Origin of the sequence: Sinorhizobium medicae, assembly GCF_007827695.1 — a bacterium.
GTDB lineage: Bacteria > Pseudomonadota > Alphaproteobacteria > Rhizobiales > Rhizobiaceae > Sinorhizobium > Sinorhizobium medicae.
This window is the reverse complement of sequence record NZ_VITA01000010.1, coordinates 120,031-146,383: the sequence shown is the minus strand read 5'-3', so window position 1 is coordinate 146,383 and position 26,353 is coordinate 120,031. Positions and strand designations below refer to the sequence as shown.

Here is a 26,353-nt window from a genome sequence, read left to right as displayed (position 1 = left end):
TCTGCCTTCGAACCAGTTACTTCCGGTGAGAAGAGCACCACACGGTTCCCCCGAAGTGCTCCAGAGCTACCGCTTTCAGCCGGACTCCGATAGTCCTGAGCATGCTTAGAAGCTCCAGGACACGTGAAGTTTGCCCTCCCATACGTCGAGATCATCCTGACCGAGGCTTAGATAACCTCCCGTCGCTTCGATCTGGAGGTTTTCGTTGAGCAGCATTCTCAATCCCGAGCGCAGTGAAAACGCCCAGGGCGAGGGAGAGACTTCCGACAGGTCGCCCGTCAGAATCTTCCCGTCGTTCGGCCGCTCGAATTCATATTGCGCGCCAAGCTCCGCGAAGACCAGGAACGGCTGCCCGTCCGGCAGGCGGAAGAACCTGCTGACTTCGGTCGACATGTCGAGCACGCCATAATTGTAGCTGTCGCCCGGAAGCGAAACACTCACCGGGAAATTGAAAAGACTTCCGGAGAGGCCGTATGCATCGCTTTTGACATGGGACAGGGTTACGGATGCTTTCGGACGGACGTAGTAGGCGTCGAATTTGTATTGGCCGTTGAGCGAGATCTCACCGGCAAAACGCTCGGAATCATACTTGCCGCTGAGCACGCTCAGTTCGACATCGTTGTTGTAGCGTCCATAGGTCAGGGAAGCGTCGATGGCCCAGTGCTTCGACAGGCGATAGGCCGCGTAAGGACCGAAGCTGAACCCGTCCGAATCGATGTCGAGCGAGTCGTGGAACGCATGCGTCGAACTGTCCTGCAGAGAAAATGACATGCCGACCACAAGGTCGTCGGTGATCCGGCGATCGAGGCCCATGTCAAGTGTGCGGGCGAAGGTGTCGCTGTCTCGGTCGTAACGTTCGTCTGATATATCCGTGAACCGAATGTCGGACCAGAAATTCCAGAGCGAGGGCGCGGGCAGATCGCGGCCGGGCGTCAGCGGCACACCGCGGGACTGGCCGGCGCCTTGCGTCGCTGCCTCTTCCGCAACGAACTCAGGGCAGATCGGCACGTCGCGCCTTTGATCGGAGCCCACGGAACGGGGGTCGATGCAGTTCTGCGCTGTCCGAGCCCCGACCACACGCCCGCCCCGAACCGCCGTGGGATTCGGTGAGGGTGAAGGTGGGTCGAACCCGGGAAACACACGCGGCAGGTCATTGTCGGGCCGCCCATCGGGACGGTCCGGCGGAATGCGCGGAAGATCGTTGTCGGGTCGTTCGTCCGGCCGATCGAAACCGGGGAAGACCCGAACCGGTTCGGTGTCGGGCCGCCCGTCAGGCCGATCGAAGCCCGGGAAAACGCGAATGGGGCCGGTGTCGGGCCGTCCGGCCGGCCGATCGAAATCGGGGAAGACACGGATCGGGCCGGTGTCAGGGCGCCCCTCGGGCAAGTCGAAATCGAAGAACCGAATCGGACCGATGTCGGGCCGCCCCTGGGGCCAGGTGAAGTCCGGCGGAATGAAATCGCGCACCTGGTTCTGCGTGTCGAGCAGGCAGGGCTTCCCTCCCGATAGGTCAAGAAGCTTGTGCGTACCGCCGTTCCCGTTCGAAACGACCGGTGAGAGCGACAGATGGAGGCCACGTTTGCTTTTGCTCCACGTATCGACCATCTGATTGCCCTGGGCAGCCTCAAGTCCGAACGATCCGGCGCTGGTCCCGGAAAGCCAGACCGAGCGGGCTGCCCCTCGGGTGTTCCCGAGATAGGCCAAACCGCCGCCTGCACTGCAGTTCGCGGCAGATGCCTCCCCGCTCCCCACAATGCAAAAGAGCCCCGCAAGCAGTGCCCCGCTCAGCACCGTGCTGAAGCACTTCCGAACCTTGGCGACCACCATGCAACCGACCCCGCCCATCAACTGACGCGTCTGATACAACGGAAACCGACATGGCTCGTCGTCGTATCGATTTCCTGGGCATGCCGTGCCGCGGGGCGATACCGGCGGCAATAATTTGGTGCGCAGAGATGAGAGCCCCCCTTAAGCACCCGGCGCGGCACCTTCACTCCGGCCGCGGGGTCGACGCTCGCTTCGACATCCGCATTGCGCGGATTGCTTGGAATGCAGCAAGGCTTCGCCGCCGCTTCCGGGTGGCGTACGGACCAGTAGTCCGTGGTCCACTCCCAGACGTTGCCGATCATGTCGTAGAGGCCATATCCGTTCGGCGGGTAGAACCGCACCGGTGACGTCCGCGCGAATCCGTCCTCCATCGCATTCTCGATCGGGAATCTGCCCTGCCAGGTGTTGGCCATGTGCTTCCCGTCGGGGACAAGTTCGTCGCCCCAGGCAAACTCAGCCTCGTCAAGGTCGCCGCGCGCCGCAAGCTCCCACTCGGCCTCGGTCGGGAGCTCCTTGCCCGCCCATTCCGCATAGGCCTTTGCGTCGTCATAGGCGATATGGACGACCGGATGATCCAGGATGGCTCCGATGCTGCTCTTGCGTCCGAGGGGGTGCCGCCAGTTGGCGCCCAGGGTGAAGATCCACCACTGCGATATGTCATTCCCCTGCAGCGGGCGTTTCGGCGGCGTGAATACGAGCGAGCCGGCTCTCAGATTGGATGGCGGGGCGCCCGGATAGTCTTCGGCACGCGGCTTTTTTTCCGCGAATGTCACATGGCCCGTCGCATTCACGAATTCCAGGAACTGCCGGTTCGTTACCGGTGCCTCATCAATCCAGAATCCGTCCACGGTTACCGGGTGGGCCGGTGCTTCCTCCGGATAATGGTCGTTCGATCCCATCATGAAGGTCGCACCGGGAACCCAGACCATCTCCGCCGCGGGTTCAAGCTCAACCACGCTGTTCAAAGAAGCCTTCATCGGTCATCTCCCCTGCAACCAATTCCTGCGTCTGCCGTGACGGCAGCGCCATACCGTTTCAAGCCTGCGCATCTTGTCCCAGGGTCGCCGCCTTGTCCGCATGCACCTGCCCGGAACGCGGGCCGCAGCCCACATAATATCTACCGGTGTTGCCGACCTACTGCACGTTAGACGCACCTTACGATTGCAGCGGCCCTTCTCACCCCGGCCGAGCCGGTGATCCGGTTCCAGTTCCCCCCTCAGTCCGGGACGACCATCCACTGGTCGCCGGGGTTGAACGTGCGGATGTCGACGGCAGTCTTTTCGGTATCCCCGCCGAGATCCGCCTCGTATACAATTCCGTTGCGATTGACCACGAAGGTCTTCACTCCCGTGACGCCGTATCTCACCGGCCAAGCAACCAGACCGAAACCGGCGATCATGTTGCCGTTGATGATATAGTCGAATTTTCCGCCCGCAATATTGTCGCCCTGGCCTGTTAGAATACGGTAGCGGTAACCCTGGAAGCCTTCGCCGGCCTTCGCCCGTTCTAAGGCATCACCCTCTGCAAGCGCCGCAGCAGCGGGGCTCTCCTCTCCGCCGAACTCCTCAGCGGGCCAGTAGAGGCCATCCTGCGCGCCCTTTTCGCTGATCAGCTTTTGGGCGTATTCCAGAACTCCATCGCCGTCATGGTCGCCGCGCGCATATTCTTCCTGCGCGCCAACATAGGCGCGCATCGTGGCAATCGTGGCAAGCTCATTATCGCCGACCCGGCGGTTGGCGATCTCTTCTAGGCCGACATAGGTGTCGAACGCCCACTTGCCGTCCTCCCCTTTCGAGACCGGGAAGGGAAACGGCCACCGCTCGTCGCCGATCTCGATCACCTTGCGGCCTTCCACATCTTCGACGGCGACCTTTTCGTTTACGCCTTCCTGTATGTCGGCATAGGTCTCCATTACGCCCTCGCTCGACTTTGTCTTGGCCGGGTCCAGACCCAAAAGCACCGCCAATTTGTCAAAATCGCCGCCATTGACGGTCTCTTTGAACGCCTCCACCGCCTTCTCAGGCGTATCGAAGACAGGCGGATCCTCTGCCGCGGCGTATTCGGCAAGCGGCGCATAGTCGCCTGCTTCCTGCGCCAGGGCGGCAGGTACCAGCACAGCAGGTGCCAAGGCGGCACTGCCAAGAAGGAGCATCCCGAAGAAGGAGAGTGCGATCTCTTCACGAATGATCTTGGTCATCGTAGTCTCCCGATCTGATTACCGCCGACGTCCACCGCCACGCTTCACCGCCTTGTGTCCGCCCCCGCCTCGATGGCCGCCGCCCATGGAATGGTGTCCCCGACTGGAAGAGATATGCGTTTGCCGCTTGTTGCCGACCTTGCCGAGGGCCGAATGCTTTCCGCCGGAGGAGTGCCGTACATGCGCTCCAGGTCTCGGAGCATGCGCCTTGGGGTGTACCTTCGGCCGGGCGCCGGTGGCTTTGCCGGTGCTTGCGCGTGCCCGGTTCACAGCCGCTCCACCATCGCGGCGCGGCGCCTCTACACGCCGCTGGGTATTTTGCGGCCGGTTGCGTTCAGCCCGAACGCGGCTCGCATCGACTTTGCTCTTGCGGATGTCGTCGACGGAAACCTTGCCGGGTCTGCGGGCAATGTCCCCATGGTCGCGGCGCACATCCCTCGCACGATTGGCGATGTTGTTGCCTCGGTTGGCCTTGAAGTCGTTTTTGAACTTATCCCGATCGATGTTCGCCAACTGATTCTTGTCGAACTTGATCTTGGACCGGTCGACGTTCTTCCAGTCGACGTCGTTCATCTTGAATTTATCTCGATCGACATCGATGTTGTTGAAACAATTGTCGCAATCGATGTCGACGTCGCTGTCCCAGTGCCCGCCCCAGACGCCCCAGTCGTCCCAGTCGACCGCCGCCGCCCAGATCGCAGCGCCGGTGATCGCGGCGGCAAAATAAGGCGCGGACGGATAGTAGTAGCTCGGATAGGGGTCGGGATAATAGGCGACTGGCGCCGGCGCATAGCCCGGCTCGTACAGCATTTCCGGCTCGTATCTCGGAACATAAATCTTTTCCGGATCCGCCGCCTGGATTACGATATTGTCGCCCTCGTTGACGACCTTCAGCTTGTCGTCGGTCTTAATCACGCCATCCGCCACAGCCTTGTCGCGCAGGGTCTGAACCGCGATGAGAACGTCTTTCTGCTGGTAGGCGAGCGCGCTTCCGAGTGCCTGCGTCCAATCGAGGTCGTCGCTCATCATCTTGACGATCTCGGGATAGTTGAGAAGCGATATCACGCTGTCGTCCCAGCTGTCCTTCGGCTGCAGATCCTTGTTGGTCTTCTTCTCTTCGAGAAAGCGTGCGGCTTCGACGATCTGCAACGGATAGAGCGACGCGGAGCTGACGAGCGCCACGAGTTCATCCGGGTAGAGCGCGATGCGCGCAACCATAGTCTCGAGCTCTTCCTCGGTCAGGAGGTCGGCCTGTTCATCGCCGGTCGCACCCGTCTGACCTTGGGCCGCCTGCTGGGCAAGACCTCGGGGAACCAAGGTCGGGCCGGCAGCCATCAAGATTGCGAGCCCCGCAACGCCGATCGGACGGGCGATCAGTCTGAGCAACTCAGTCGGCATAGCCTCACTCCCTGCGCTTTGCACTTCAGATTACTGTCTCGAGCGACCGCTCGATCTGGCCTCATGCATTGCTCTGCGGCGTCCCCGTCAGGAGCGCCGGTGCAGAGCGGATCGCAACTTTCCACGAAGCTCCCGCAGCGTTCGCCGCGGACGCCAATCATTTCGGAAACAGGAACGTGACTGCAAGGCGCGCTCCCCAGCCCTGCGGTCCATTATCCGGTGCCGCCGCCCAATAGCGGGCGCCGGCTGTGATGCTCACCGGCTGTTCGCCGAATTTGACGAGCTTCGACACCTGGAAGTTCACCGGCACGGACCATTCGTCGCTCTCCCAGTCATAGGTGCTTTCGGTATTGACGGCGAATGTCCACGCATCCGGCGTCGTGTAGGAAATGAAGGGCTGCAGGAAGGTCGAGTTGACATCGGCCCTGTCTTCGTTGCCCGCAAAGGACCAGATGTGATTTACCAGCGCACCATAGGTCCATGGACCGTCCTGCTTCAAAGCGACGGCGGTCGGCCCGACGCCCCATTTTTTGCTGCCAAGCAGATCGTCCGTTCCCGTCGGGAGGAGAAAGACCGGGCCAAACCCCCAGATAATTCCGCCGGCTGTCGGATCCTTGGGCGAGAAGAAGAAGCTCTGCACGGTATCGCCAAGGCCGAACTGATCGCCCGAGGGGCCTGCGACGTCGCTCTGGGAGATGACCGGCAGGATCGTTCGCGAGATCAGGTTCCAGTCTTCGTTGAGCGAGATTGGTATGACTGGCTGAATGTTCAACGTGACCCGATGACCATCATCTGGACCAAAGCCGCGATCGTAGTTGAGCTGAAATGGAACGCTGATCAGCGAAGCGACTGGATTGGACAGTTGCTTCGCGAGGTTCTCACCCGAGGCATCCTGCGCTTCGGCAGCACCGCAAGCCGCGGCAGTCGCAACGACAAACGCCGCTGCATAGCGCCAACCAAGGCCCGGCGTGACTGCCTTGCGTCCAGACCCGGGTAAACCGGATCGTAGACAGCCAGGATAATCCATGGTCTCTCCTTGCCTGAACTGCGCACCACGGCACCCGTCCGGGTGCGGCACCCTAACCTTACCCCGGTGCTGCCTGTACCGCTTTGCCCGTTTCAAAAGGACGTGAAAACCGGAAAACGGTCGGACTCAACACTCGAGAACTTAAAGGCCGAAGGCTCGCAACAATCGCCGATTACGCGGCGAAACGGGAGCCGGCAAGTTGGCCTTTGGTCCAACTACCGCTCCTCTGAAAAGCCCGGATGATATTGGTGCCGGCAGCGCCGACGTGGCTTCCGATCGAGCCCGCCTCCCAGTGCGTCTTATAGAGAATGGAGTGATCCCAATGAAAAAAGAACCGATTGCGGACCAGCGTGATCCACGCGAGCGCGCCAATATCACGCGGCGCAGCATTCTGCTTGGCGGGACTGCCATTGCCGCGGCATCGACCGTACTGACAACCGGCGGCGCGCAGACCGCCCAGGCGCAGACGCAAACGCAAGCGCCAGATGCCGGCGGGTCCGCCAAGCAGCCGAACATCCTGGTCATCTGGGGCGATGACATCGGCACCTGGAATATCAGCCATAATAATCGTGGCATGATGGGCTATAAGACGCCGAACATCGACCGGATCGCTCAGGAAGGCTTGTCCTTCACGGATTATTACGGACAGCAGAGCTGCACGGCCGGGCGCGCCGCTTTCATTGGCGGTAATGTACCGGTGCGCACCGGCATGACCAAGGTCGGCCTCCCCGGCGCGAAGGAAGGCTGGCAGGAGACGGATGTCACGATGGCAACCGTTCTCAAGAGCCAGGGCTACGCGACGGGCCAGTTCGGCAAGAACCACCAGGGGGACAGGGACGAGCACCTGCCGACCAATCACGGCTTCGACGAGTTTTTCGGCAACCTGTATCACCTCAATGCGGAGGAGGAGCCGGAGAACCGCGACTATCCGAAGGACCCGGAATTCCGCCGTCGATTTGGCCCGCGCGGCGTGATCCATTCCTTCGCCGACGGCAAGATCGAGGATACCGGCGCGCTCACCAAAAAGCGGATGGAAACGATTGACGAGGAGTCCCTTGCTGCGGCCAAGGATTTCATTACGCGCCAGAACCAGGCAGGCACGCCCTTCTTCGTCTGGTGGAACGGCACGCGCATGCATTTCAGAACACATGTCAAGGCGGAACATGCCGGCATATCGGGGCCAAGCGGCGACGAGTATCACGATGGTATGGTCGAACATGACATGCATGTCGGCGAGTTGCTCAAGCTCCTCGACGAACTCGGTATCGCCGAAAATACTGTGGTCATGTATTCGACCGACAATGGACCTCATTTCAACACATGGCCGGATGCCGCCACGACGCCGTTCAGGAGCGAAAAGAACTCGAACTGGGAAGGCGCCTATCGCGTTCCGGCTTTCGTGCGCTGGCCGGCCCGGTTCCCGGCAGGCAAGACTCTCAACGGTATCGTTGCTCATGAGGATTGGCTGCCTACGTTTGGCGCGATTGCCGGTGCACCGGACGTCAAGGAAAAGCTCCTGGAGGGTGTCGAACTCAACGGCCGCCGCTATCGCAACTATATCGACGGCTACAATCAGCTCGAATATCTGGAAGGCAAGACCGACCAGTCGCCGCGTCACGAGTTCTGGTACGTGAATGACGACGGGCAGGTCGTCGCCGCGCGCTACGACGACTGGAAAGTGGTATTCCTCGAGAATCGCGGCGAAGCCTTCGGCGTCTGGCGCGAACCCTTTACCGAATTGCGCGTGCCGCTCTTGTTCAACCTGCGACGCGACCCCTTCGAGAAGGCGCAGCACAACGCCAACACCTATGATGACTGGTTCCTTGAACGGGCCTTCGTCGTGGTGCCGATCCAGGGTCTGGCGGCGAAGTTCCTGCAGACGATGAAGGAATATCCGCCAAGCCAGTCACCCGGTTCCTTCAATCTCACCAAAATCGAAGAGAGCCTGAAGGCCGGGATGAGAAACTAACGGACTTAGCTCTGAATGGTGTGGGGCCGGCGCCAAATGGTGTCGGCCCCATTTTCTGGGGTGACGCGCCAGGTTCGCGCCGGATAGCTCATCATGCGGGGTCGCTTAAGATAAGCCTATTCGCTGCAAATTGCCCCAAGGTCCAACTTCCATGCCGTCGAGGTAAGTCGGACAATCAGTGATCCGGATTGAACCAAGGCAATGCCGCTGTGGTGATGCGGCGGTTCCGATTCGCAAAGAATACGGCCAGGAGTGAGATCATGTTCCAAGTGACCCGCCGCTCGGCGATGAAAATCGCCGCGCTCGCCGCTGCAGCTTCGTCCATGGGCCAGGCTGCGTTTGCCGCCGAGCCTTCGATCCTGCCCTCTTGGGTCGATGGCGACGCTAAGGCTCGCATCATCGACTTCGTGTCGGCGACGACCACAGAGGGCGGCCCCGATTTCGTCGAGCCGGCCGATCGCGTGGCGGTATTCGACAATGACGGAACACTATGGGGCGAGCAGCCCATGTATGTACAGCTGGCCTTTGCACTCGACCGCGTCAAGCAACTGGCGCCGCAGCATTCCGAATGGCAGACGACGGAACCGTTCAAATCGGTGCTGGCTGGCGACATGGCGGGTGTCGCGGCCAGCGGCGAACGGGGACTGATCGAGCTTGTCGCCGCTACCCATGCCGGCATGTCCACGGAGGAATTCGAGAGGATCGTTTCCGACTGGATGGAAAGCGCCCGCCACCCGGCGTCGGGAAAACCCTATACCGCGCACATCTTCAAGCCGATGGTCGAATTGATCGACTATTTGAAGTCCAACCAGTTCGAGGTCTTTATCGTCTCGGGGGGCGGCGTGGAGTTCATGCGTCCGTGGACCGAGCGCGTATACGGCATCCCGCCGCAGAACGTCGTCGGATCCAGCATAAAAACGAGGTACGAGCTGCGCGACGGTGTTCCGGCGATCATGCGTCTGCCGGAAATCGACTTCATCGACGACGGTCTGGGCAAGCCCGTCGGCATCAACAAATTCATCGGCAGACGTCCGATCGCCGCCTTTGGCAATTCCGACGGCGATTTCGAGATGCTGGAATGGACGACTGCAGGCCCCGGACGCCGGTTCGGGCTGATCGTCCATCACGACGACGCAGAGCGCGAGAAGGCTTACGACCGCGACTCGCATTTTGGCCGGCTCGCGCGCGGCCTCGACGAGGCGCCCGCACGCGGTTGGACCGTCGTCAGTATCAAGGACGACTGGAAGCTCGTTTACCCGGAGTGAGACAGGATAGGGCGCGTCCAGATGAGCGGGATGGCGAAAACTTTGCGCGGCTTTCCGCGCGTACCCCGCTCTGGCCTAACCATTAGATTTGATCACGTTCGTGATGTGCTCCGGGCCCGCGGCTCATTGGGAGCGTGGCGCCTTTGCGGGGCGCTGATCACCTCGCAGGGCCTCGATAGCCGATGAAAGCGTGTCGCGGGAAAGCGGCTTGTTGAGGAAGCCCGAGGCGCCGGCTCGCATGCAGCTTTCGCGCACTCCCTCTTCATCCGCGCCGGTTATGACGATGACGGCCAACCTCGCCCGTCGTGCGCTGAGCTCGTGCAATACGTCGAGCCCATTCATGTTCGGCATGTGAAAGTCCAGGAGCACGCAGGACGGGCTGGTCTGTTCAAGCTCCTTCAGAAACAATTCGCCGGAGGCATACGCGACTGGTTTCAACGACAATGACTGAACGAGACGGCAAAGCGCGCGACGAACCAGTTCGTCATCATCCACAATCGCAATAATGCGCTGGCTCTCGCTCATATGTCAGTAATATATCAAGGCCTCCCCTAATCGTAGTTGGACTTGGGCCCAATGCCGCCATGCATCGTTTCTGCGCCGGACACGAGGCGCACGAGGTCGGCAACCGTCCGCACGCCCAGTTTCGACATCATGCGGCCACGGTGAACCTTGATCGTCTTTTCCACCGTCCCGAGATCGGCGGCTATCTGCTTGTTCAGGAGGCCCGAGACGACGAGATGCATGACCTGCGTCTCACGGGCCGTCAGCCGGTCGATCCGCATCGCCACATTCGCCTTCTTCTCTTCGGTCTCCCGACGCGAACGTGCACGCTGGAGCGCCACGTCCACGGCTTCGAGCAGAGCGGCGGCCTCGACTGGTTTCGTCAGGAAGTCCACGGCACCTGCCTTCATCGCCCTGACGCTCGCCGGAATATCCCCCTTACCCGTAAGAAAGACGATCGATTGGCTCCCGCCTGCTGCAGCGAGTGCCTCCTGCACGTGGAAACCGTCGGAGTCCGGCAGCCCGAGGTCCAGAATGATGCAATCGGCTGTGTCGAGATCGTCGCAAGCAAGCAGCTCGCTGGCGCTCTGATACGTACCTACCAAGTATCCCGAAGCCGAGAGCAGTCTCTTCAGAGACCGCAGCACGAGCTCGTCATCATCCAGCAGCAATACTCTACCAACGCTTTCCCGCATCACGCACCTCTAGGCTGACGGCAGAATAATGATGGCCCGCGCTCCCCGCTTCACACCATCGTCAAAGAACAATTTCCCTCCCTGCGCCTCAACAATGCTTCGGCAGATTGCAAGGCCCAGACCAAGACCGCCCTTCTTCGAGCTCACAAAAGGCTTGAACACCTCGCCCTGCATTCCCGCCGGTATACCAGGCCCCATGTCCGCAACCGACAATTCACAATATCCATTGTTGCTTCTGTCGACCGCGATTTCAACCTTTCGTTGCTTGGGCGGGATGTCTGCCATGGCGTCGGCCGCATTCACGAGCAAATTCAGGATCACCTGCTGGAGCTGCACGAGGTTCGCCTTGACGCGGACGCTCGCCAATTCGTTTTTGACTTCCACCTCGGTGCGGCGCGCCAACATCTCTGCGTGAGCCAGGGCAACGGTCTGGCGCACGGCGTCGTTCAGGTCGAGGATTTCCTGCGAGGCTTCGCCCTTCAGCATCATGCTGCGCAGTTGCGAAATGACCGACGACGCCCGCCGGTCGTCCGCCACGATGTCATCGAAGATCGCGCGGATTTCGTTCATGTCCGGAGCGGTCTCGGTGGCGAGCCTCTGCCCTGCCTCGGCATTGGCGAGAATAGAAGTCAGCGGCTGCGTCAGTTCATGCGCAAAAGCCCCGGAAAGCTCTCCCAGTTGCGATCTCCTCGAGAGGTGGGCAAGCTCCACACGTTCGGAGGCGAGGGTCGCTTCGAGCCTGCGGCCCCGCCGGTTCTGATAGACGAGCGCGGCAATGGTGAGCATTTGCGCTGCGATCACCAGGAGTGCCGCGCTGATGGGCAGTCGGTAACGCTCCCAAACGCTTGGCGCATAACTCAGGATTTCTGCATCTTCGGGTATCAATACGTCGTCAATTCCCAGGCGCTGGACTTCGCGCCAGTCGACAAGCGCCGTCTCCTGCGCGGGCGTGGTCCGGGGAGCCGAAAGGTCGCCTCGCATGACATCCAGGGAAAGAGCGGCCATTTGAGCGCCGATGGATGGAAACGTGCCCACATAGCCGCCCAGTACTCTGAAGCCTAAATAGGAACTGTACACACCATAGACAGGCGCGCCAGACGCTGCCGCGATCGCCCTTGCCGCGTCCCGCGGCACAAATTTCATTCCCTCCGCATCTTCAAAGACGGTCAGAACCACGAGCGCCGCATCGGAGGGCAGTTCCGCGGCCGTCTTGCGGAAACCATCGAGCGAAAGGCCGGAAACATATTCGACGTCAAGGCCGGCGTAGCGCTCCCCCAGGACGGCGGTCGCTGTGTCGCCCCATTTGCGGTCGAAGGGCGCCGAGCCGTACATGACGACCACCTTGCGCGCCCTCGGTTGAAGCCGGCTGGCAAGCTGGACTGTCTTGCCCACGTCAAAACGGCTGACGACGCCCTTGACGTCGGGCGGCAGGTTGCCGGTAACGGAACTTTCGGTGACTGCACCGAAGACAACGGGAACATCGTTGGCAAAACGCTCACGCGTCTCCAGAACGAAACGCAGCGCGCCGGGGCCGGCCGCCACCACGACATCCAGATTCAACTGCCGGTATTTGGCCTCCAGAAAGCCTGCGAGACGGAGCGAGTGCTCCGGCGATGAGAAACGAAGGGTGTCGAGATACTCCGTATAATATTCGACATGCCCGGGGTCGTTCGCTTCCATGTATTCCTGGAAACCGGACGCCAATTGCATGGCGGCAACCAGGGTGCTTTCGCTTTCATAGATCAGAAGTACGCGTCTTGGCTCGGTGGCATGGCAGACCAATGTTCCCGCTATCAGCGCGAACATTGTAACGATGACCGTTTGCGGTCGAATTCGCAGCACCATGCCCCTCCGGCCGAGTTCATGCAGCCAACCGGCACACCGAAATACAATGGGCACCATGTCGAGCCGGTGACAATTCATCGTTGTGCGACGTGATCGACTCAATTGCAAGCCATGAAGTCTTAGGGGTTTTGCGGACTGCCGCGCCTGCGTCCGCGATTGGCCCTTGGTCCATCTATCGCTTATGCCGAAAATCGCCGAAGGATAAACCATAAGCGCCCGGCGCATAAAGGTGCCGACTGAATTCCTGAGCAATGGTGATCATGAGCGTGAACGGTGCTTCACATCCGTCGACGGACAATGACGCGGTAGAAAACGCCCCCTCTTCCGGTCTTGCCAACTTTCGCGCGTCGCACGGCGGACCGTTTTTCGAGCTGCAGGCGCAGTTGAAACTCCTTCGGGAAAACACGCTTCGGTCGGGCGCAAGGGCTATCCTTTTCGTGGCGCTGGCCTGGGGCGTGCCGTTTCTGCTTGGCATTCCCCGCAGCTTCTCACTCGATCACAGTCAAAATGCTTATCTCGCGGATCCCGGAGTATGGGCGAAGTTCTTCATCGGGATCGGCGCCTTCATCCTGGCGGAGCAGCAGGTCGAGCGCGGCCTCAGGACACGCCTTTCGCAATTCATCCGCGCGCCGATTATCGCGCCGGGCGCGGTCGAGGAAGCAGGGCGCCAATTGTCGGTGGCGTTGCGACAGAGGGATTCGCGCGGAGCGGAACTCATCTGCCTCGCGCTTGCGGTATTCGCAGCAGCCCTGTCCTACTTCAACTTTCACACGGTCGACGTATCCTCCTGGGCGGTCGAACATCGGCCCGAGGGCAACAGGATCACTGCGGCTGGGTGGTGGTCAATCTGCATCAGCCTGCCCCTCTTCGTTTTTCTTTTTCTGCGGGGCATGTGGCGACACTTCGTCTGGGCGAACCTGCTGCGCCGCATCGCGAAAATGGACCTGCGGCTCGTCGCCACCCATCCCGACGGCAAGGGCGGGCTCGCCTTCCTGGCGCAGTACCCGAACGCATATGTCTTCTTCGTCTTCGGCATGAGTTCGGCAATCGCCGCCGCAATTGCTAAGAATATTCTGCAGGAAAGCCTTTCGATGACGACGTTCAGCATGGTCATGACCGCCTGGCTGGCGATCGTCGTCGCTTTTTTCGCCTACCCGCTTTCTGCGTTCACTCCGCCGCTCGCCCGCCTGAAAGAAAACGGGCTGGCCCTGCTCGGAGCGCAGGCGACGCGCTATCACCGGGCAGCGGAGCGCAAGGCTGTCGGCCGAAACATCTTCGAAGATCCGACGCCTGAGCCGGCCGACGAAATTGCCGATCCGAGCAAGCTTTTCGAGGCGACGCGGAAGCTCAAGACAGTACTCGTCAGCCGCGAGGCGGTCGTGCCGGTGGCCGCTGCCGCACTCATACCCTTCGCCGTCGCCGGCGCGACCAGACTGCCATACAAGGAGGTCTTTTCCGTCATGAAGAAGCTGCTCCTTCTGTGAGGGCGGCCATCCAGGTCCGACAGAGGGAGTCCCAGTAGCGAGAGCCGGATCTCGACCCGGAATTTTCGAGTGTACCCATAGTCTTCCCCAACGACGGTCAAAAATGGACAGACATGTTTTTCACATCGGATTCCAGCGGGGGCATCAGTGACATTCATTCAGTCTCTTCTGCACCAGTCTCCCGAAATCGCGCTGTTCCTGGCGCTCGCGGGCGGCTATTGGATCGGCAAGTTCCAGTTCGGCAAGTTCCAGCTCGGCAAGTTCCAGCTCGGCGGCGTTGCCGGTTCGCTCCTCGTTGCAGTTTTGATCAGCCAGATCGGCGTGACTATCGGCAACGGGATCAAGGCCGTCCTGTTCGCGCTCTTCATATACGCCGTCGGCTTCGAGAGCGGCCCGCAATTCTTCCGCTCGCTCGGCCGCCAATCCATACGCGAGATCATCATGGCCGCGGTGCTGGCGATCACCGGCCTCGTCACCGTCGAATGGTTCACGGGCCGCAGCATCCGCGACGACGCGATCAAGGCGGAAGCAGAGATGCTAGCGGGTGCCAGCGTCTACGGCGTCGGCGAACAGCCTGCGCTGCCCATGCTGGTCGGTCGTCTTTTCAGCGTCGAGAGGGCGGCCGGCAGAATCATCTCCGAACTCGAAAGAAAAGGGCCGGCTGCGACGATCTCGATCGAACGCGTCAAACGCGGCGGCAAGCTCATCGGCAACGACCCGGGACTGGTGCTTGAAAAAGGCGACATCCTGCTTGTCGTCGGCCTTCTGATAGGCCTCGTGATCCGCCTTGGATCGGTACCCCTGACGCTCGGTGGCGGTGGCGGTGCGCTTCTCTCGCGTCTCGTCTTCGGCTGGTTCCGGACCCGGAACATGGCGATCGCAGGTTGAAAGTTGAAGGGGTCCGAATGACCTTGGCGCGAAATTTTTTCTTGATGTAGCCTAGACGTGCACGGCGCCGTGCGCCTCGCCGAATAGCTCGAATGCGAACATGCATATGGGAAGGACAGAGGGAAGCACTATGGGAAACCGGGAAGACATCCAGGCACTCGGCAAAAGAATCGGCCAATCGATCATCGGTCAGGAGGCGATGATCGAGCGTCTCCTGCTTGGTCTGCTCGGGAACGGTCACCTTCTTGTCGAGGGTCTGCCAGGGCTTGCCAAAACCAGGGCGATCAAGAGCCTGGCCAAGAACCTCGAAGCCAGCCTGTCGCGCATTCAGTTCACCCCCGACCTGCTGCCTTCCGACATCACCGGATCCGAAGTCTATTTCAGCGAAGGCGGCAAGGGCGAGTTCAAGTTTCAGCAGGGGCCGGTCTTCGCCAATCTGATCCTTGCCGATGAGATCAACCGTGCGCCGGCGAAGGTGCAATCGGCTCTTCTCGAGGCGATGGAGGAACGTCAGGTCACCGTCGGCGGCCAGAGCCACCCGCTGCCGGCTCTCTTCCTTGTCATGGCGACGCAGAACCCGATCGAGCAGGAAGGCACCTACCCCCTACCGGAGGCTCAGCTCGACCGTTTCCTGATGCATGTCCGTGTCGACTATCCGGACGCGAATTCGGAAGTTGCGATCATGGAGCTCGTGCGCTCCGAGGAACGGGAGCCTCACGCCAAGGGCGCCGAGGCGCAGAAGCTTGCGGCCGAGGTGGTGCTCGCCGCACGCCGGGAAATATCGGAGATCGCAGTCTCCAGGCCGGTCGAGGACTATATCGTCGCGCTCGTCATGGCGACGCGCTATCCTGACAAGATCGATACGGAACTTGCCAAATGGATCCAGGTCGGCGCCAGCCCGCGTGGCGTGATCGGGCTCGACAAGGTCTCGCGCGCTCACGCCTGGTTGAAAGGCCGCGATTTCGTGACGCCAGATGACGTACAGGCTATCGTGCACGACGTATTCCGCCACCGGCTCGTGCTCTCCTACGAGGCCCACGCCGGCGGGGTCACAGCGGACCAGGCGGTCGACCGGATCGTGGAGAAGGTGGCAACTGCCTGATTGGGAGGACTTGCGATGGCAATTTCTCTGCCCGCATTCGGAAGAACGAAGGAAATCCTACGTCGGGCCGCCGGCGCTTCAGACGGTGCCTACGTTTCCGTCGACAATCTCGTGGCGCTCGAATCGATGGCCGCCGACCTGACATTCCTGCGCAAGGCCCCCGTCCGCCGCTTCCTTGCCGGGCGCCATGAATCGCGCATGCGCGGCCGTGGGCTGAGCTTCGAGGAGCTTCGGACCTACATGCCGGGCGACGATATCCGCACGATCGACTGGCGCGTCACCGCCCGAACGGGTCAACCTTTCGTGCGCGTCTATAACGAAGAGAAGGACCGACCCGCCCTCGTCATCGTCGACCAGCGCACCAATATGTTCTTCGGCAGCCGCCGGTCGATGAAATCGGTGGCCGCCGCTGAAGCGGCGGCGCTCTGCGCCTGGCGCGTTATGGCGCTTGGCGATCGCGTCGGCGGCGTGGTCTTCAACGACCTGAAGCAGGAGTCCATCCGGCCGCACCGCAGCCGCGGATCCGTCATCCGCTTCGCCGAAACGATTTCGCTCCAGAACAAGGCACTTAGCGCGGGCTCGGATATCGAGAGGGCGCCCGGTCAACTCAATGCCGTCCTGGGCAACGTCGCAGCCGTCGCGCAGCACGACCATCTGATTATCGTCATCAGCGATTTCGATGGGCACGGGCCGGAGACACGCGATCTTCTCTTGCGGATGTCCGTCTCAAACGACGTCATTGCCATCCTCATCTACGATCCATTCCTCCTGGACCTGCCGCGCCAGGGCGACATGGTGGTGAGCGGCGGCGCTCTGCAGGCCGAACTGCAGTTCGGCCGTAGCAATGTTCGCGATGCGGTCGACAGCTTTGCGCGCAACAGAGGCCGAGAGCTGCTTTCTTGGCAGGAGGAGATGGGCCTGCCCATGCTGCCCGTTTCCGCTGCCGAGGAGGTCGCCCCGCAATTGCGCACGCTTCTCGCTCAACTCGCCTGGCGGCAAAGGAGGCGATAGATGGATCCGACCCCAGCGCCCGATCCTATGCTCGCCGCTACTCTGCGGCAGATGGCAGACATCGCCTTGCCTCCGCGAGTCTCGATGCTGCCGGCCACCTGGGGCTGGGCGGCACTCTTCGGATTGGTCGCGATCGTCCTTGCAGCCGTCCTCTGGCACCGACTGCGCCAGTACAAGCGCAACCGCTATCGCCGCGAGGCGCTCGCCGAGCTTTCGCGGTTCGAGAAGGAAGTCGATCAGCCGTCGGGACGCCGGCACGCCATGCAGAGCCTCCCTGCCCTCGTCAAGCGCACGGCCCTTGCGGCCTGGCAGCGGGAAACAGTCGCTTCCCTAAGCGGAAAGGAATGGTCCGATTTCCTCGAGGCTCATGCCGGAAGGGCGAGGATCGACGGCGAGGCCTACCGTTTCTTCGCTGAAAGCGAATACCGCCCGGCGACGCTCGCCGCAATGGACGAAGCCACTGCGCGCCAGAGGCTCGCGTCCGCACGCCAATGGATCGAGGGTCACAATGTACGTCCTTGATCATCCCTGGCTCCTGCTGCTTCTGCCGGCACCCCTGTTCGTCTGGTGGCTGCTGCCGCCCTATCGGGAACAGACGCCGGCAGTGCGCATTCCCTTTTTCGAGGACATCACCCGGGCCGCTGGCATCGGCCCGACGGAAGGCTCGGTCGTGCCGCGTGCCAACCTCCTGCAGAAGATCATCGCGCCGATCTGCTGGCTCCTGGTGTTGACGGCGCTTGCCCGGCCGCAATTCGTAGAGCCGCCGATCGAGAAGACCGAGCCCCAGCGCGATCTGATGCTCGCGCTCGACCTCTCGCAATCGATGGACACGCGCGACTTCAGCGACCCGCAGGGCAATCTTCAGGCGCGGGTAGATGCGGTGAAGACCGTGGTGGCAGACTTTGTCGATCGCCGTCCGTATGATCGCCTCGGTCTCGTCGCTTTCGGTGACGCCCCCTATCCGCTCGTTCCCTTCACCATGGATCATGCCACCGTCCGGTCCATGCTGACCGGCGCCTTACCGGGCATGGCCGGCCCAAAAACGGCTCTCGGCGATGCGCTGGGGCTTTCGATAAAACTGTTCCAGCAGAGCCAGGCTCCTGACAAGGTGCTGGTCGTTCTGACCGACGGCAACGACACCGCCAGCAAGATGCCGCCGGACAAGGCCGCCGAGATTGCGAGCCAGAACCACATCCGTATTCATACGGTCGGCATCGGCAATCCCGACGCCCAGGGAGAGGAAAAGCTCGATACCGAGACGCTGCAAAAGATCGCCACGGCTACCGGAGGACGCTATTTCTTCGGTCAGGACCAGCAAGCGCTCGCCGAGATATACACGCTGCTCGACAGCATCACACCGGCGAACCAGAAAACGCTGAGCTGGCGCCCGCGCATCGAGCTGTTCCACTACCCACTCGGCGCTGCCGTCCTCCTCGTACTCGGCTATCATGCCCTAATGTGGCTTCTCTCGGTTAGTGCCGCCCGCAGGCGAAACAACGAGGCTGAAGCATGATTGCCGATTTCCATTTTCTCCGCCCCTGGTGGCTGCTCGCGGTCCTGGCAGCGGGACTGCTCGTATGGCTGATGCGGCGGCAATCGGACATGCGGTCCCGCTGGAAGCACCTGATCGCTCCGAACCTGCTCGATCATCTCCTCATTGACCGTGGCCGGCAGAGCGGATTTCGACCCGTCTACCTGGTCGCCGGCCTGATCGCCCTTTCCGGTCTTGCCGCGGCCGGACCCACATGGGAGCGGGAACGTCCGCCCTTCGTCGAAGACACCGCCCCGCTCGTCATCGCGGTCGACCTCGGCCCAACGATGAACGCCACCGACATCTCGCCGACGCGGCTGGAGCGCGCCAAGCTCAAGGTACGCGACATCATGGCAAAACGGAAAGGTGCCCGAACCGCATTGTTCGCCTATGCAGGCTCGGCTCACATGGTCTTGCCCCTGACCGAAGATGCGTCACTCATCTCCACGTACCTTGCGGCGCTGTCGCCCGCACTTATGCCTGTCGAGGGCAAGAATACCGCCAAGGCGCTCGAAGCCGCCGAGGCAGCTCTTGCGGACGAGCCGGCGCCAGGCACGATCCTCTTTTTGACCGACGGGATCGAGCAAAGCGCCTTCACCGCCTTTTCGCAGTATGAGGGCCGCAACGACCTGATGGTGCTGGGTATCGGCACGGAAGCAGGCGGACCCGTGAAGACCGAAAGCGGCGCCTATCTGACAGACGGCACCGGTGCCCGCGTTCTGGCGCGGCTCGATGTCGACGCACTGCAAGAACTCAGGTCTTCCTCTTCTGCGCAGGTGGCGACGGTCACCCTGGACGACGGCGACGTCGACTGGATCGTCCGGCGCATTCAGACGTCCTTCGCACAAAGAACGGAGGAAGGTCTGACCCGCTGGCGCGATATGGGATGGTATCTGACCATAGTGGTCGCGATCCTCGTCGCGCTCACCTTCCGCCGGGGTCATCACGTCCGCTGGCTCGGGACCGTCGTGCTCATCCTGTCGTTCCACATGCCCGGACGGGCGGAGGCGGCGGACTTCATGGACCTGTGGCTGACGCCCGACCAACAAGGGCAGCGCGCCTTCTCACGCGGCGACTATGCTGCCGCGGCCGAACATTTTTCCGACCCGGAATGGCGAGGCGTCTCACTCTATCGCGCCGGCCGCTATCAGGACGCAATCGACGCATTTGCCCAGTCGACGGCACCCGAGAGCTATTTTAACCAGGGCAATTCGCTGATGCATCTCGACAAGCCGGAAGAGGCGATCGGCGCCTATCAGCAGGCGCTCAAGCAGCGCACCGGCTGGGCCGAGGCAAAGACCAATCTTGCGCTGGCGGAACGCCGCAAAGAGGAAAAGGACAAGCAGGAAGACGACAAGCAGCAGGAGGCAGCGGGGCTCGATCCCGACGAAGTCCAATTTGACGACAAGGCCAAGCACGGCAAGGAGGGCGAGGTCCAGACGGGCGCACAGACGGCCGAGATGTGGATGCGCAACATTCAGGTTTCCCCTGCCGCCCTTCTGGCGCGCAAGTTCGCGATCGAAGCATCGCAGGAGGACCGCCAATGACGATCGCGGCCCCCCGTTTGTACCGTCTTCTTGCAGTCCTGTTCTGCTGGCTTTCGACCCAAGGCCCGGCACTCTCCGCCGATCCGCTCGCCCGGGCAGCGCTGCAGTCGCAGGGAACGCTCTATGCCGGCCAGCAAATCCTTGTAGACGTCGACGTCCTCGTCCCGAACTACTTCCTGCAATCGCCTCAATTCCCCGCAATCGATATTCCAGGCGCGATAGTGACGCTTGACGACGGAAGGGCACTGAACCTCAACGAAACGATCGACGGAACGCCCTATTCCGGCATTCGGCGCACCTACATAATAGTACCGCAGGCGGCCGGCGATTTTACCTTGCCCCCCGTCCCGATCACCTTCGGCTATGCAGCGGTCCCCCCTCAGGCCACCCGGGGCGAGGTCACGTTTCCGCCGCTTCGCTTCACAGTTCGAAGCGCGCCGGGCACCGCCGGCGATAGTCCCGGTATCGTTGCGGCAAAAGTCAGCGTCAGCCAGGAACTGGATCAGGATCCGGCGCAGTTGAAGGCTGGCGATACGATGGTTCGCACGGTCACGGTGCGGGCCGAAGGGCTTCGCGCCATGATGATCCCCGAACCGGACTTTACGGCTCCTCAGGGTGTCCGCCTCTACCGGCAGGATCCTTCACTTTCGGAAGAGACGGACCGCAACGGCCAGTCGATCGCGGGCCTCCGCAAGGACGTTGCAAGCTATCTCTTCCAAGACGCCGGCAATTATGTTCTGCCTGCCGTGACCGTTAGCTGGTTCGACCCGGCTTCGGCGAAGACCCAGTCGGCCACGGCTCCCGCGGTCAGCGTGACGGTTTCAGCGGCGGCCGCCCTCTCCCCTGCTCTTGCGCCCCCCGCGCCGGAGCCGCAACGCGATGCCTTCGACTGGCTGCACCTGGCTCTGATCGGGGGGATCGTGCTTCTCACCGCCTCCTCGCTTTGGGTTGCCGCCAACGGATTGTCCCGGCTGGAAGCCTGGTGGCAAGAGCGCCGCTCGAGAGAGCGGCAGTCGGAGCCGGCTTTTTTCCGGCAAGTGGAGCAGGCGTGCAAAAGCGGCCGAGACGACGCGATCGCGCGCGCGCTCGACGCTTGGTCGCGCAAAGCGGGAGCGATGCCGCTCGAACTTTGGCTTGGGCGCTTCGCGGATGCCGAGACCAAGCAGGTTTACCAGGCCTGGCAGAGAACGCGTTACGCTTCTCAGCAAGCATCCCAGCCGTTAGGAGCAGGCTTGCTTCTGCCCGGCCTGAAGAAGGCTCGGGAAGCCTGGTTGATGCAGGAAACGGAAGCGCCCGGCCGCAAGCCGGCCTTGCTTCCCCTCAACCCGACTATGCCGTGACGCGAAGGATGAAAGCCGACTTGTGAGCCCGTGTTATGATACCGGGCCGGGAATCGGCCGTGATCGGGCGTTCTTTTCCCAATCCCGTTTTCACGCGCAGACCTTGTCGGGAGGTGGCATTTGGCCCAGCGTTTCACAGTGAATTTTCCGGTATTCGCCGGGTCGGTGACCGTCATCGCCCTTTTCGGCGCAATCGGGGTGGTTGCGCCCAAGAGAGCTGAATCCATTTTCAGCGGGATCCAGGCGACGATCCTCTCCGGTTTCGGCTGGCTCTATCTGCTCGCAGTGGCCATCTTCCTGTTTTCGATGATTTTCATGGCATTTAGCCGCTATAACGAATTGAAGCTCGGGCCGGAGGATTCCGAACCCGAGTTCCGCTACCTGTCCTGGATCGCCATGCTGTTCGCCGCCGGCATGGGCATCGGGCTCATGTACTTTGCCGTCGGCGAGCCGATGACGCATTTCGCCTCTCCACCCGAGGCCGAACCCTTGACCATCGCTGCCCAGCGTGAGGCGATGAGCGTAACCTTCTTCCATTGGGGCGTACACGCCTGGGCAATATATTCAGTGGTCGGACTGTCCCTGGCCTATTTCGGTTACCGCTACAATCTACCCCTCACGGTCCGATCGGGGCTTTAGCCGCTGCTCAAGGAGCGCATTCACGGGCCTATCCGGCATATCGTGGATGTCTTTGCGATCTGCGGGACCTTGTTCGGGCTTGCGACCTCGCTCTGATCCGGTGTCCTTCAGATAACTTCGGGCCCGAACTACCTGCTGGGCGTCCCCCAATCGATATATGTCCAGCTTCTGCTCGTCACCACCGTCACGGCAATAGCGACTATCTCGGTCGTTACCGGCGTCGACAAGGGCGTCCGCATTCTCAGCGAGGTGAACCTCTTTCTCGCGGTGATGCTGATGATTTTCGTGCTCGTGGTCGGGCCGACCGCTACGCTGATGCGAGATCTCGTCCAGAATATCGGCCTCTATCTCGACAGCCTGCTCTTGCGGACGTTCAACATCTATGCCTACGAACCGCGCCCGTGGATCGATACTACTGGGCCTGGTGGATTTCCTGGTCGCCCTTCGTCGGCATGTTCATCGCGCGGATATCCCGCGGACGTACTGTGAGAGAGTTCGTCACCGCCGTTCTCTTCGTACCGGCCATTTTCACGTTCCTGTGGATGACCGTTTTCGGAAACACGGCGATTTACGTCGACACGACGATCGCCAACGGCGAGCTGGCATGTGCCGTGAAGGCGGACCTATCGATCGCCCTTTTTCAGTTCTTCGAATATCTGCCATTGTCGGCGGTGACCTCGACACTCGCGGTTCTGCTCGTCAGCATATTCTTCGTCACCTCCTGCGATTCCGGCGCCTTGGTGATCGATACGATAGCGGCGGGCGGCAAAACGGCCACTCCCGCCCTTCAGCGGGTTTTCTGGTGTGCCCTCAGCGGCATCGTGGCCGCCGTTCTGTTGTCCACCGGAGGGCTTACGGCCCTGCAATCCGCCACCATCTCCACGGCACTGCCATTCAGCCTGGTGATGCTCGTACTTGTACGGTCGCTGTTCGTCGGGATGAGGGCCGATCTTGCCCGCACACGCTCGCCCGGTTCAGTCGGGCACGGGCCTATCCCGCGTCCGGCGTAACATGGCAACGCCGCCTGGCGATGACGCTCAGCACCCCGGACAAGCCGGCCGTGGAGTCGTTCATGCAGGCTTCCGTCCTTCCGCCCCTCGAAGCGGTGGCCAGGGAGCTGACGTACCGCTCGCGGCCGGCTTCCGTTGCCCGCGATGCCCGAACGGGAACACTGACGCTCACGGCGCCTGCAGAAAGCCACCGCGATTTCGTCTATGGGGTTCAGATGTCCGAACACAAGCTTCCCGCCTTCACCGCATTGGAGGCGACCAACGCCGATGTGCGTTACGAGGCGCGAACCTTCTTTTCGGATGGCAGTCGCGGCTATGACATCATGGGAATGACGGACGGCCAGATCATCAACGACGTTCTGTTCCAGTTCGAACGATACACAGGCTTCGTGCGGTCTCCCGAGGCCTCGCTGTTGGCGGCCTCACCCGAACAGCAATAGCTCCGCACGAAAGTTGACCGCCTTCAGAACCGGATGCGGAAACCGTATCGGCTTTCCGCCTGCGCCCGCGCCTACGTGCAAATGCACAGATCAGAAAGGCGGGACTTCCCCCGCCTTTCGTCAGAACGATATCTGATTGCGTTCCAACGAAATCGGAACTTGCAACCAGCATCAGCGCGGCGCGAGACGCTCCAGGTCGCCGAGCCGCTTCAGCGCAGCCTGCTGCTGCAACAGGTTGTAGTTTATGCCGCTGGCGTTGAGCGTGCTGCCGGGCTGGTAGGGGTACTGGTCAAAATCCTGGAAGAACTCCTTGATCTTGCTCTGGATCGGCACCAGGAGCCACATGTTTCGGGCTATGAACTCCATGGCCCCTCCGCCTTCTTTCGTCCCCCGTTCATAAGGGTCCATTCTCAGATTGGCGATATTGGCCCAACTCGGCGTCTCGCGCGTGGCGGTGGCGATGTTGCCTTCGCTGTTGACTGCGAAGCTGAGCTTCCAGTCATTCCACCTTATGGCATTCAGATTGCCGCCCTGGTCGAAGTAGTAGACTGCTTCGCGAGGCGGCTCCTCGGCCTCACCCTTAAGGAGCGCGGTCAAGTCATAACCGTCGAGATGGACCTTGAAGGTCTTGTCGCCGGACTTGAAGCCCGTCTTCATCTCCTCCTTGACATCAGGGATTCCGGCGGCGGTGGCGAAGGTCGGCATCCAGTCCATCAGCGTCACGGGGTCGTTGATTTGCGTGCCCGGCTTCACCACGCCGGGCCAGCGCACCATCATGGGAATGCGGAAGCCACCTTCCCACGTCGTTCCCTTTTCGCCATGGAACATGGTCATCGCGCCATCCGGCCACAAAGCGAGCTCGGCACCGTTGTCGGTCGTGTAGAGCACGATCGTGTTTTCCGTGATGCCGAGGTCGTCGAGCTGCTGCAGCAGCTGACCGACATGGCCGTCATGCTCCACCATGCCGTCGGCGTGGATGCCCTTACCGGTCTTGCCCATGGATTCCGGCTTCAGGTGGGTAAACACGTGCATGCGTGTCGAGTTGAACCAGCAGAAGAACGGCTTGTCGGCCTTCGCTTGGCGATCGATAAAATCCTTCGCTGCCGCGAGGAACTCTTCGTCGACCGTCTCCATCCGTTTGGTGTTGAGCGCTCCGGTATCCTCGATCTTTCCGTCCGCGCTGGACTTGATCACGCCGCGCGGCCCGAAATTCTTCCGGAATTCCTCGTCCTTCGGATAGAAGTAGCCTTCCGGCTCCTCTTCGGCATTCAGGTGGTAGAGGTTGCCGAAGAACTCGTCGAAGCCATGGTTCGTCGGCAGGTGCTCGTCGCGGTCGCCCAGGTGATTCTTGCCGAACTGGCCGGTTGCATATCCCTTCGACTTCATGACGTCGGCGATGGTCGGCATCCAGTCCTGAATGCCGTGCGGATCGCCGGGCATGCCGATCGTCAGCAGCCCCGTGCGGAACGGCTCCTGGCCGAGTATGAAGGAAGCGCGCCCTGCGGTGCAGCTCTGCTGGCCATAGGCATCGGTGAAGATCGCGCCCTCGGCGGCGATACGATCGATGTTCGGCGTGCGATAGCCCATCAGGCCCATGGTGTAGGCGCTGATTTGCGGAATGCCGATGTCGTCGCCGAAGATGACCAGGATGTTCGGAGTCTTGCCGCTACCTGCCGAAGATTGCTCCTGAGCCTTCGCGCTGCCGACGGCCACGGCTCCGTTCGCTGCAGCGGCAGCCGCAAGGATGGTGCCTCCCAGCAAAAGGCTTCGGCGGTCTATGGAGATTGAACCCTGCGCATTTTTGCGCTTGTCAGCATCTGGAAAGCTCATGCCTTGCTCCTCTTATACGTTCCAACTCGCGCGGCTTCTGCCGGTTTGGAGTTCTGAGATTTCATAGAAGCAGCGCTTCTGCAGACCGGTTCCAAACTCGCGTTTCGCAGCCGGCTCCTGCCCCATCGGGTTGATTGAGAGAAGCACCCGCCCTGATGAGAGCCCCTCGGATTATCCGCCGAAGTGCGGGTCGAGAGAAGTTGGACCAAGGGGAAACATAACCAGGCGACGGCCGCTGGCAGAGAGCTGCCGGTCTTGGGCGCAATTACGGCGCGTTTCGCGTTTCCTTGAAACCCGTTCGATTCAGGAGTAAAATTTCGGCAGCAATTCAAAGCGTTACAGACACGTGCGATCTGAAGCGGACGGAATTGCGTAAGCTGCACGCGGGTAATGACGCTTTGTCAGGCTTCATAGGTGGAGGTTGTCATGCCCAACACTCTGATGGCAGGAAAAAGAAGCCAGGATTGGGCGAATCTGGTCCTGGCGGCGTGCCTGTTCGTTTCTCCCTGGGTCATCGGCTTTGCGGCCGATTCAGTGCCGACCTGGAATGCATGGATCGCCGGCATCGTGCTCGGCGCCCTTGCGGTCGCGACCCTTTCGGCTTTCGCCGAATGGGAGGAATGGGCCAATATGGTGATCGGCCTGTGGCTCATCGTTTCTCCCTGGCTGCTTGGCTTCACGGGAAATGTGAATGCGATGTGGACCCATGTCATTCTCGGCGTGCTCGTTGCCGCAATCGCGGCCTGGGCGGTCTGGGATTTCCGGCACCACTCGCACGCCTGATGCATTTTCCCGAAGGCCGAG

The 26,353-nt window shown here is 61.3% G+C and carries 20 protein-coding genes and 1 pseudogene; 12 read left to right on the top strand and 9 right to left on the bottom strand.

The genetic code is table 11. The features are described from left to right. Positions 1–105 precede the first annotated feature (105 nt). The 5 genes from FB009_RS18465 to FB009_RS18445 all read right to left on the bottom strand — a co-directional run bounded on the left by FB009_RS18465 (position 106) and on the right by FB009_RS18445 (position 6,449). Complete coding sequence (locus FB009_RS18465) at positions 106–1,827, bottom strand: autotransporter outer membrane beta-barrel domain-containing protein (RefSeq protein WP_011969422.1); 1,722 nt, start codon at positions 1,825–1,827, stop codon at positions 106–108. A gap of 17 nt (positions 1,828–1,844) precedes the next feature. Further along, entirely contained in the window at positions 1,845–2,804 is a 960-nt protein-coding gene (locus tag FB009_RS18460; protein WP_011969423.1) for a formylglycine-generating enzyme family protein, read from the bottom strand. Between the two features lie 239 nt (positions 2,805–3,043). Continuing rightward, the gene (locus FB009_RS18455; protein WP_011969424.1) at positions 3,044–4,024 is read right to left on the bottom strand and encodes a DUF2950 family protein; all 981 of its coding nucleotides are present in this window, start codon (positions 4,022–4,024) and stop codon (positions 3,044–3,046) included. 18 nt (positions 4,025–4,042) lie between these two features. After that, entirely contained in the window at positions 4,043–5,422 is a 1,380-nt protein-coding gene (locus FB009_RS18450) for a DUF3300 domain-containing protein (protein ID WP_029722503.1), read from the bottom strand. A gap of 157 nt (positions 5,423–5,579) precedes the next feature. Further along, positions 5,580–6,449, bottom strand: a complete 870-nt coding sequence (locus tag FB009_RS18445; protein WP_011969426.1) for a hypothetical protein — start codon at positions 6,447–6,449, stop codon at positions 5,580–5,582. 322 nt (positions 6,450–6,771) lie between these two features. On the opposite strand from FB009_RS18445, the gene FB009_RS18440 reads away from it, so the two are divergent. Further along, complete coding sequence (locus tag FB009_RS18440) at positions 6,772–8,418, top strand: arylsulfatase (RefSeq protein WP_011969427.1); 1,647 nt, start codon at positions 6,772–6,774, stop codon at positions 8,416–8,418. 260 nt (positions 8,419–8,678) lie between these two features. Then, entirely contained in the window at positions 8,679–9,683 is a 1,005-nt protein-coding gene (locus tag FB009_RS18435) for an HAD family hydrolase (protein WP_011969428.1), read from the top strand. A gap of 123 nt (positions 9,684–9,806) precedes the next feature. Here the strand turns inward: FB009_RS18435 and FB009_RS18430 are convergent, their stop codons facing one another. Genes FB009_RS18430 through FB009_RS18420 form a run of 3 tightly spaced genes read right to left on the bottom strand, consistent with a single transcriptional unit; the run spans position 9,807 to position 12,727 of the window. After that, positions 9,807–10,208, bottom strand: a complete 402-nt coding sequence (locus FB009_RS18430) for a response regulator transcription factor (RefSeq protein ID WP_011969429.1) — start codon at positions 10,206–10,208, stop codon at positions 9,807–9,809. 26 nt (positions 10,209–10,234) lie between these two features. Next, positions 10,235–10,882: a response regulator transcription factor gene (locus tag FB009_RS18425; protein ID WP_011969430.1), complete on the bottom strand. Its 648-nt coding sequence runs from the start codon at positions 10,880–10,882 to the stop codon at positions 10,235–10,237. A gap of 9 nt (positions 10,883–10,891) precedes the next feature. Continuing rightward, a complete protein-coding gene (locus FB009_RS18420; protein WP_153320956.1) occupies positions 10,892–12,727 on the bottom strand; it encodes a sensor histidine kinase in 1,836 nt (611 codons plus the stop codon). A gap of 260 nt (positions 12,728–12,987) precedes the next feature. Between FB009_RS18420 and FB009_RS18415 the strand changes: the two genes are divergently transcribed. The 9 genes and pseudogenes from FB009_RS18415 (at position 12,988) to FB009_RS18375 (ending at position 23,719) form a co-directional block, all read left to right on the top strand. Further along, positions 12,988–14,211, top strand: coding sequence for a hypothetical protein (locus tag FB009_RS18415; protein ID WP_234705500.1), 1,224 nt, complete (start codon positions 12,988–12,990; stop codon positions 14,209–14,211). Positions 14,212–14,358: 147 nt separating this feature from the next. After that, complete coding sequence (locus tag FB009_RS18410; RefSeq protein ID WP_011969433.1) at positions 14,359–15,099, top strand: aspartate-alanine antiporter-like transporter; 741 nt, start codon at positions 14,359–14,361, stop codon at positions 15,097–15,099. A gap of 130 nt (positions 15,100–15,229) precedes the next feature. Then, entirely contained in the window at positions 15,230–16,201 is a 972-nt protein-coding gene (locus FB009_RS18405) for an AAA family ATPase (protein WP_011969434.1), read from the top strand. 15 nt (positions 16,202–16,216) lie between these two features. Continuing rightward, entirely contained in the window at positions 16,217–17,212 is a 996-nt protein-coding gene (locus FB009_RS18400) for a DUF58 domain-containing protein (RefSeq protein WP_011969435.1), read from the top strand. After that, complete coding sequence (locus FB009_RS18395) at positions 17,213–17,734, top strand: DUF4381 domain-containing protein (protein WP_011969436.1); 522 nt, start codon at positions 17,213–17,215, stop codon at positions 17,732–17,734. Then, positions 17,721–18,725 carry a vWA domain-containing protein gene (locus FB009_RS18390; protein ID WP_011969437.1) on the top strand — a complete coding sequence of 335 codons (1,005 nt, stop codon included), beginning with the start codon at positions 17,721–17,723 and terminating at the stop codon, positions 18,723–18,725. The genes FB009_RS18395 and FB009_RS18390 overlap by 14 nt, the downstream gene beginning before the upstream one ends. After that, positions 18,722–20,290, top strand: coding sequence for a VWA domain-containing protein (locus FB009_RS18385; protein ID WP_011969438.1), 1,569 nt, complete (start codon positions 18,722–18,724; stop codon positions 20,288–20,290). The genes FB009_RS18390 and FB009_RS18385 overlap by 4 nt, the downstream gene beginning before the upstream one ends. Then, positions 20,287–21,630, top strand: coding sequence for a BatD family protein (locus FB009_RS18380; protein ID WP_011969439.1), 1,344 nt, complete (start codon positions 20,287–20,289; stop codon positions 21,628–21,630). Before FB009_RS18385 ends, FB009_RS18380 begins: the two co-directional genes overlap by 4 nt. 120 nt (positions 21,631–21,750) lie before the next feature. Then, a pseudogene (locus FB009_RS18375) lies at positions 21,751–23,719 on the top strand (BCCT family transporter). Positions 23,720–23,890: 171 nt separating this feature from the next. Here FB009_RS18375 and FB009_RS18370 read toward each other — a convergent pair. Continuing rightward, positions 23,891–25,549: an arylsulfatase gene (locus FB009_RS18370; protein ID WP_011969440.1), complete on the bottom strand. Its 1,659-nt coding sequence runs from the start codon at positions 25,547–25,549 to the stop codon at positions 23,891–23,893. A 426-nt stretch (positions 25,550–25,975) separates the two neighbouring features. Between FB009_RS18370 and FB009_RS18365 the strand changes: the two genes are divergently transcribed. After that, complete coding sequence (locus FB009_RS18365) at positions 25,976–26,332, top strand: SPW repeat protein (RefSeq protein WP_011969441.1); 357 nt, start codon at positions 25,976–25,978, stop codon at positions 26,330–26,332. Positions 26,333–26,353 lie beyond the last annotated feature (21 nt).

What these genes read in the sequence shown, in the direction of transcription:
- FB009_RS18465 (WP_011969422.1), bottom strand. Translation starts at nt 1,827, where the DNA reads ATGGTGGTCGCCAAGGTTCGGAAGTGCTTCAGCACGGTGCTGAGCGGG.
- FB009_RS18460 (WP_011969423.1), bottom strand. Translation starts at nt 2,804, where the DNA reads ATGAAGGCTTCTTTGAACAGCGTGGTTGAGCTTGAACCCGCGGCGGAG.
- FB009_RS18455 (WP_011969424.1), bottom strand. Translation starts at nt 4,024, where the DNA reads ATGACCAAGATCATTCGTGAAGAGATCGCACTCTCCTTCTTCGGGATG.
- FB009_RS18450 (WP_029722503.1), bottom strand. Translation starts at nt 5,422, where the DNA reads ATGCCGACTGAGTTGCTCAGACTGATCGCCCGTCCGATCGGCGTTGCG.
- FB009_RS18445 (WP_011969426.1), bottom strand. Translation starts at nt 6,449, where the DNA reads ATGGATTATCCTGGCTGTCTACGATCCGGTTTACCCGGGTCTGGACGC.
- FB009_RS18440 (WP_011969427.1), top strand. Translation starts at nt 6,772, where the DNA reads ATGAAAAAAGAACCGATTGCGGACCAGCGTGATCCACGCGAGCGCGCC.
- FB009_RS18435 (WP_011969428.1), top strand. Translation starts at nt 8,679, where the DNA reads ATGTTCCAAGTGACCCGCCGCTCGGCGATGAAAATCGCCGCGCTCGCC.
- FB009_RS18430 (WP_011969429.1), bottom strand. Translation starts at nt 10,208, where the DNA reads ATGAGCGAGAGCCAGCGCATTATTGCGATTGTGGATGATGACGAACTG.
- FB009_RS18425 (WP_011969430.1), bottom strand. Translation starts at nt 10,882, where the DNA reads ATGCGGGAAAGCGTTGGTAGAGTATTGCTGCTGGATGATGACGAGCTC.
- FB009_RS18420 (WP_153320956.1), bottom strand. Translation starts at nt 12,727, where the DNA reads ATGGTGCTGCGAATTCGACCGCAAACGGTCATCGTTACAATGTTCGCG.
- FB009_RS18415 (WP_234705500.1), top strand. Translation starts at nt 12,988, where the DNA reads ATGAGCGTGAACGGTGCTTCACATCCGTCGACGGACAATGACGCGGTA.
- FB009_RS18405 (WP_011969434.1), top strand. Translation starts at nt 15,230, where the DNA reads ATGGGAAACCGGGAAGACATCCAGGCACTCGGCAAAAGAATCGGCCAA.
- FB009_RS18400 (WP_011969435.1), top strand. Translation starts at nt 16,217, where the DNA reads ATGGCAATTTCTCTGCCCGCATTCGGAAGAACGAAGGAAATCCTACGT.
- FB009_RS18395 (WP_011969436.1), top strand. Translation starts at nt 17,213, where the DNA reads ATGGATCCGACCCCAGCGCCCGATCCTATGCTCGCCGCTACTCTGCGG.
- FB009_RS18390 (WP_011969437.1), top strand. Translation starts at nt 17,721, where the DNA reads ATGTACGTCCTTGATCATCCCTGGCTCCTGCTGCTTCTGCCGGCACCC.
- FB009_RS18385 (WP_011969438.1), top strand. Translation starts at nt 18,722, where the DNA reads ATGATTGCCGATTTCCATTTTCTCCGCCCCTGGTGGCTGCTCGCGGTC.
- FB009_RS18380 (WP_011969439.1), top strand. Translation starts at nt 20,287, where the DNA reads ATGACGATCGCGGCCCCCCGTTTGTACCGTCTTCTTGCAGTCCTGTTC.
- FB009_RS18370 (WP_011969440.1), bottom strand. Translation starts at nt 25,549, where the DNA reads ATGAGCTTTCCAGATGCTGACAAGCGCAAAAATGCGCAGGGTTCAATC.
- FB009_RS18365 (WP_011969441.1), top strand. Translation starts at nt 25,976, where the DNA reads ATGCCCAACACTCTGATGGCAGGAAAAAGAAGCCAGGATTGGGCGAAT.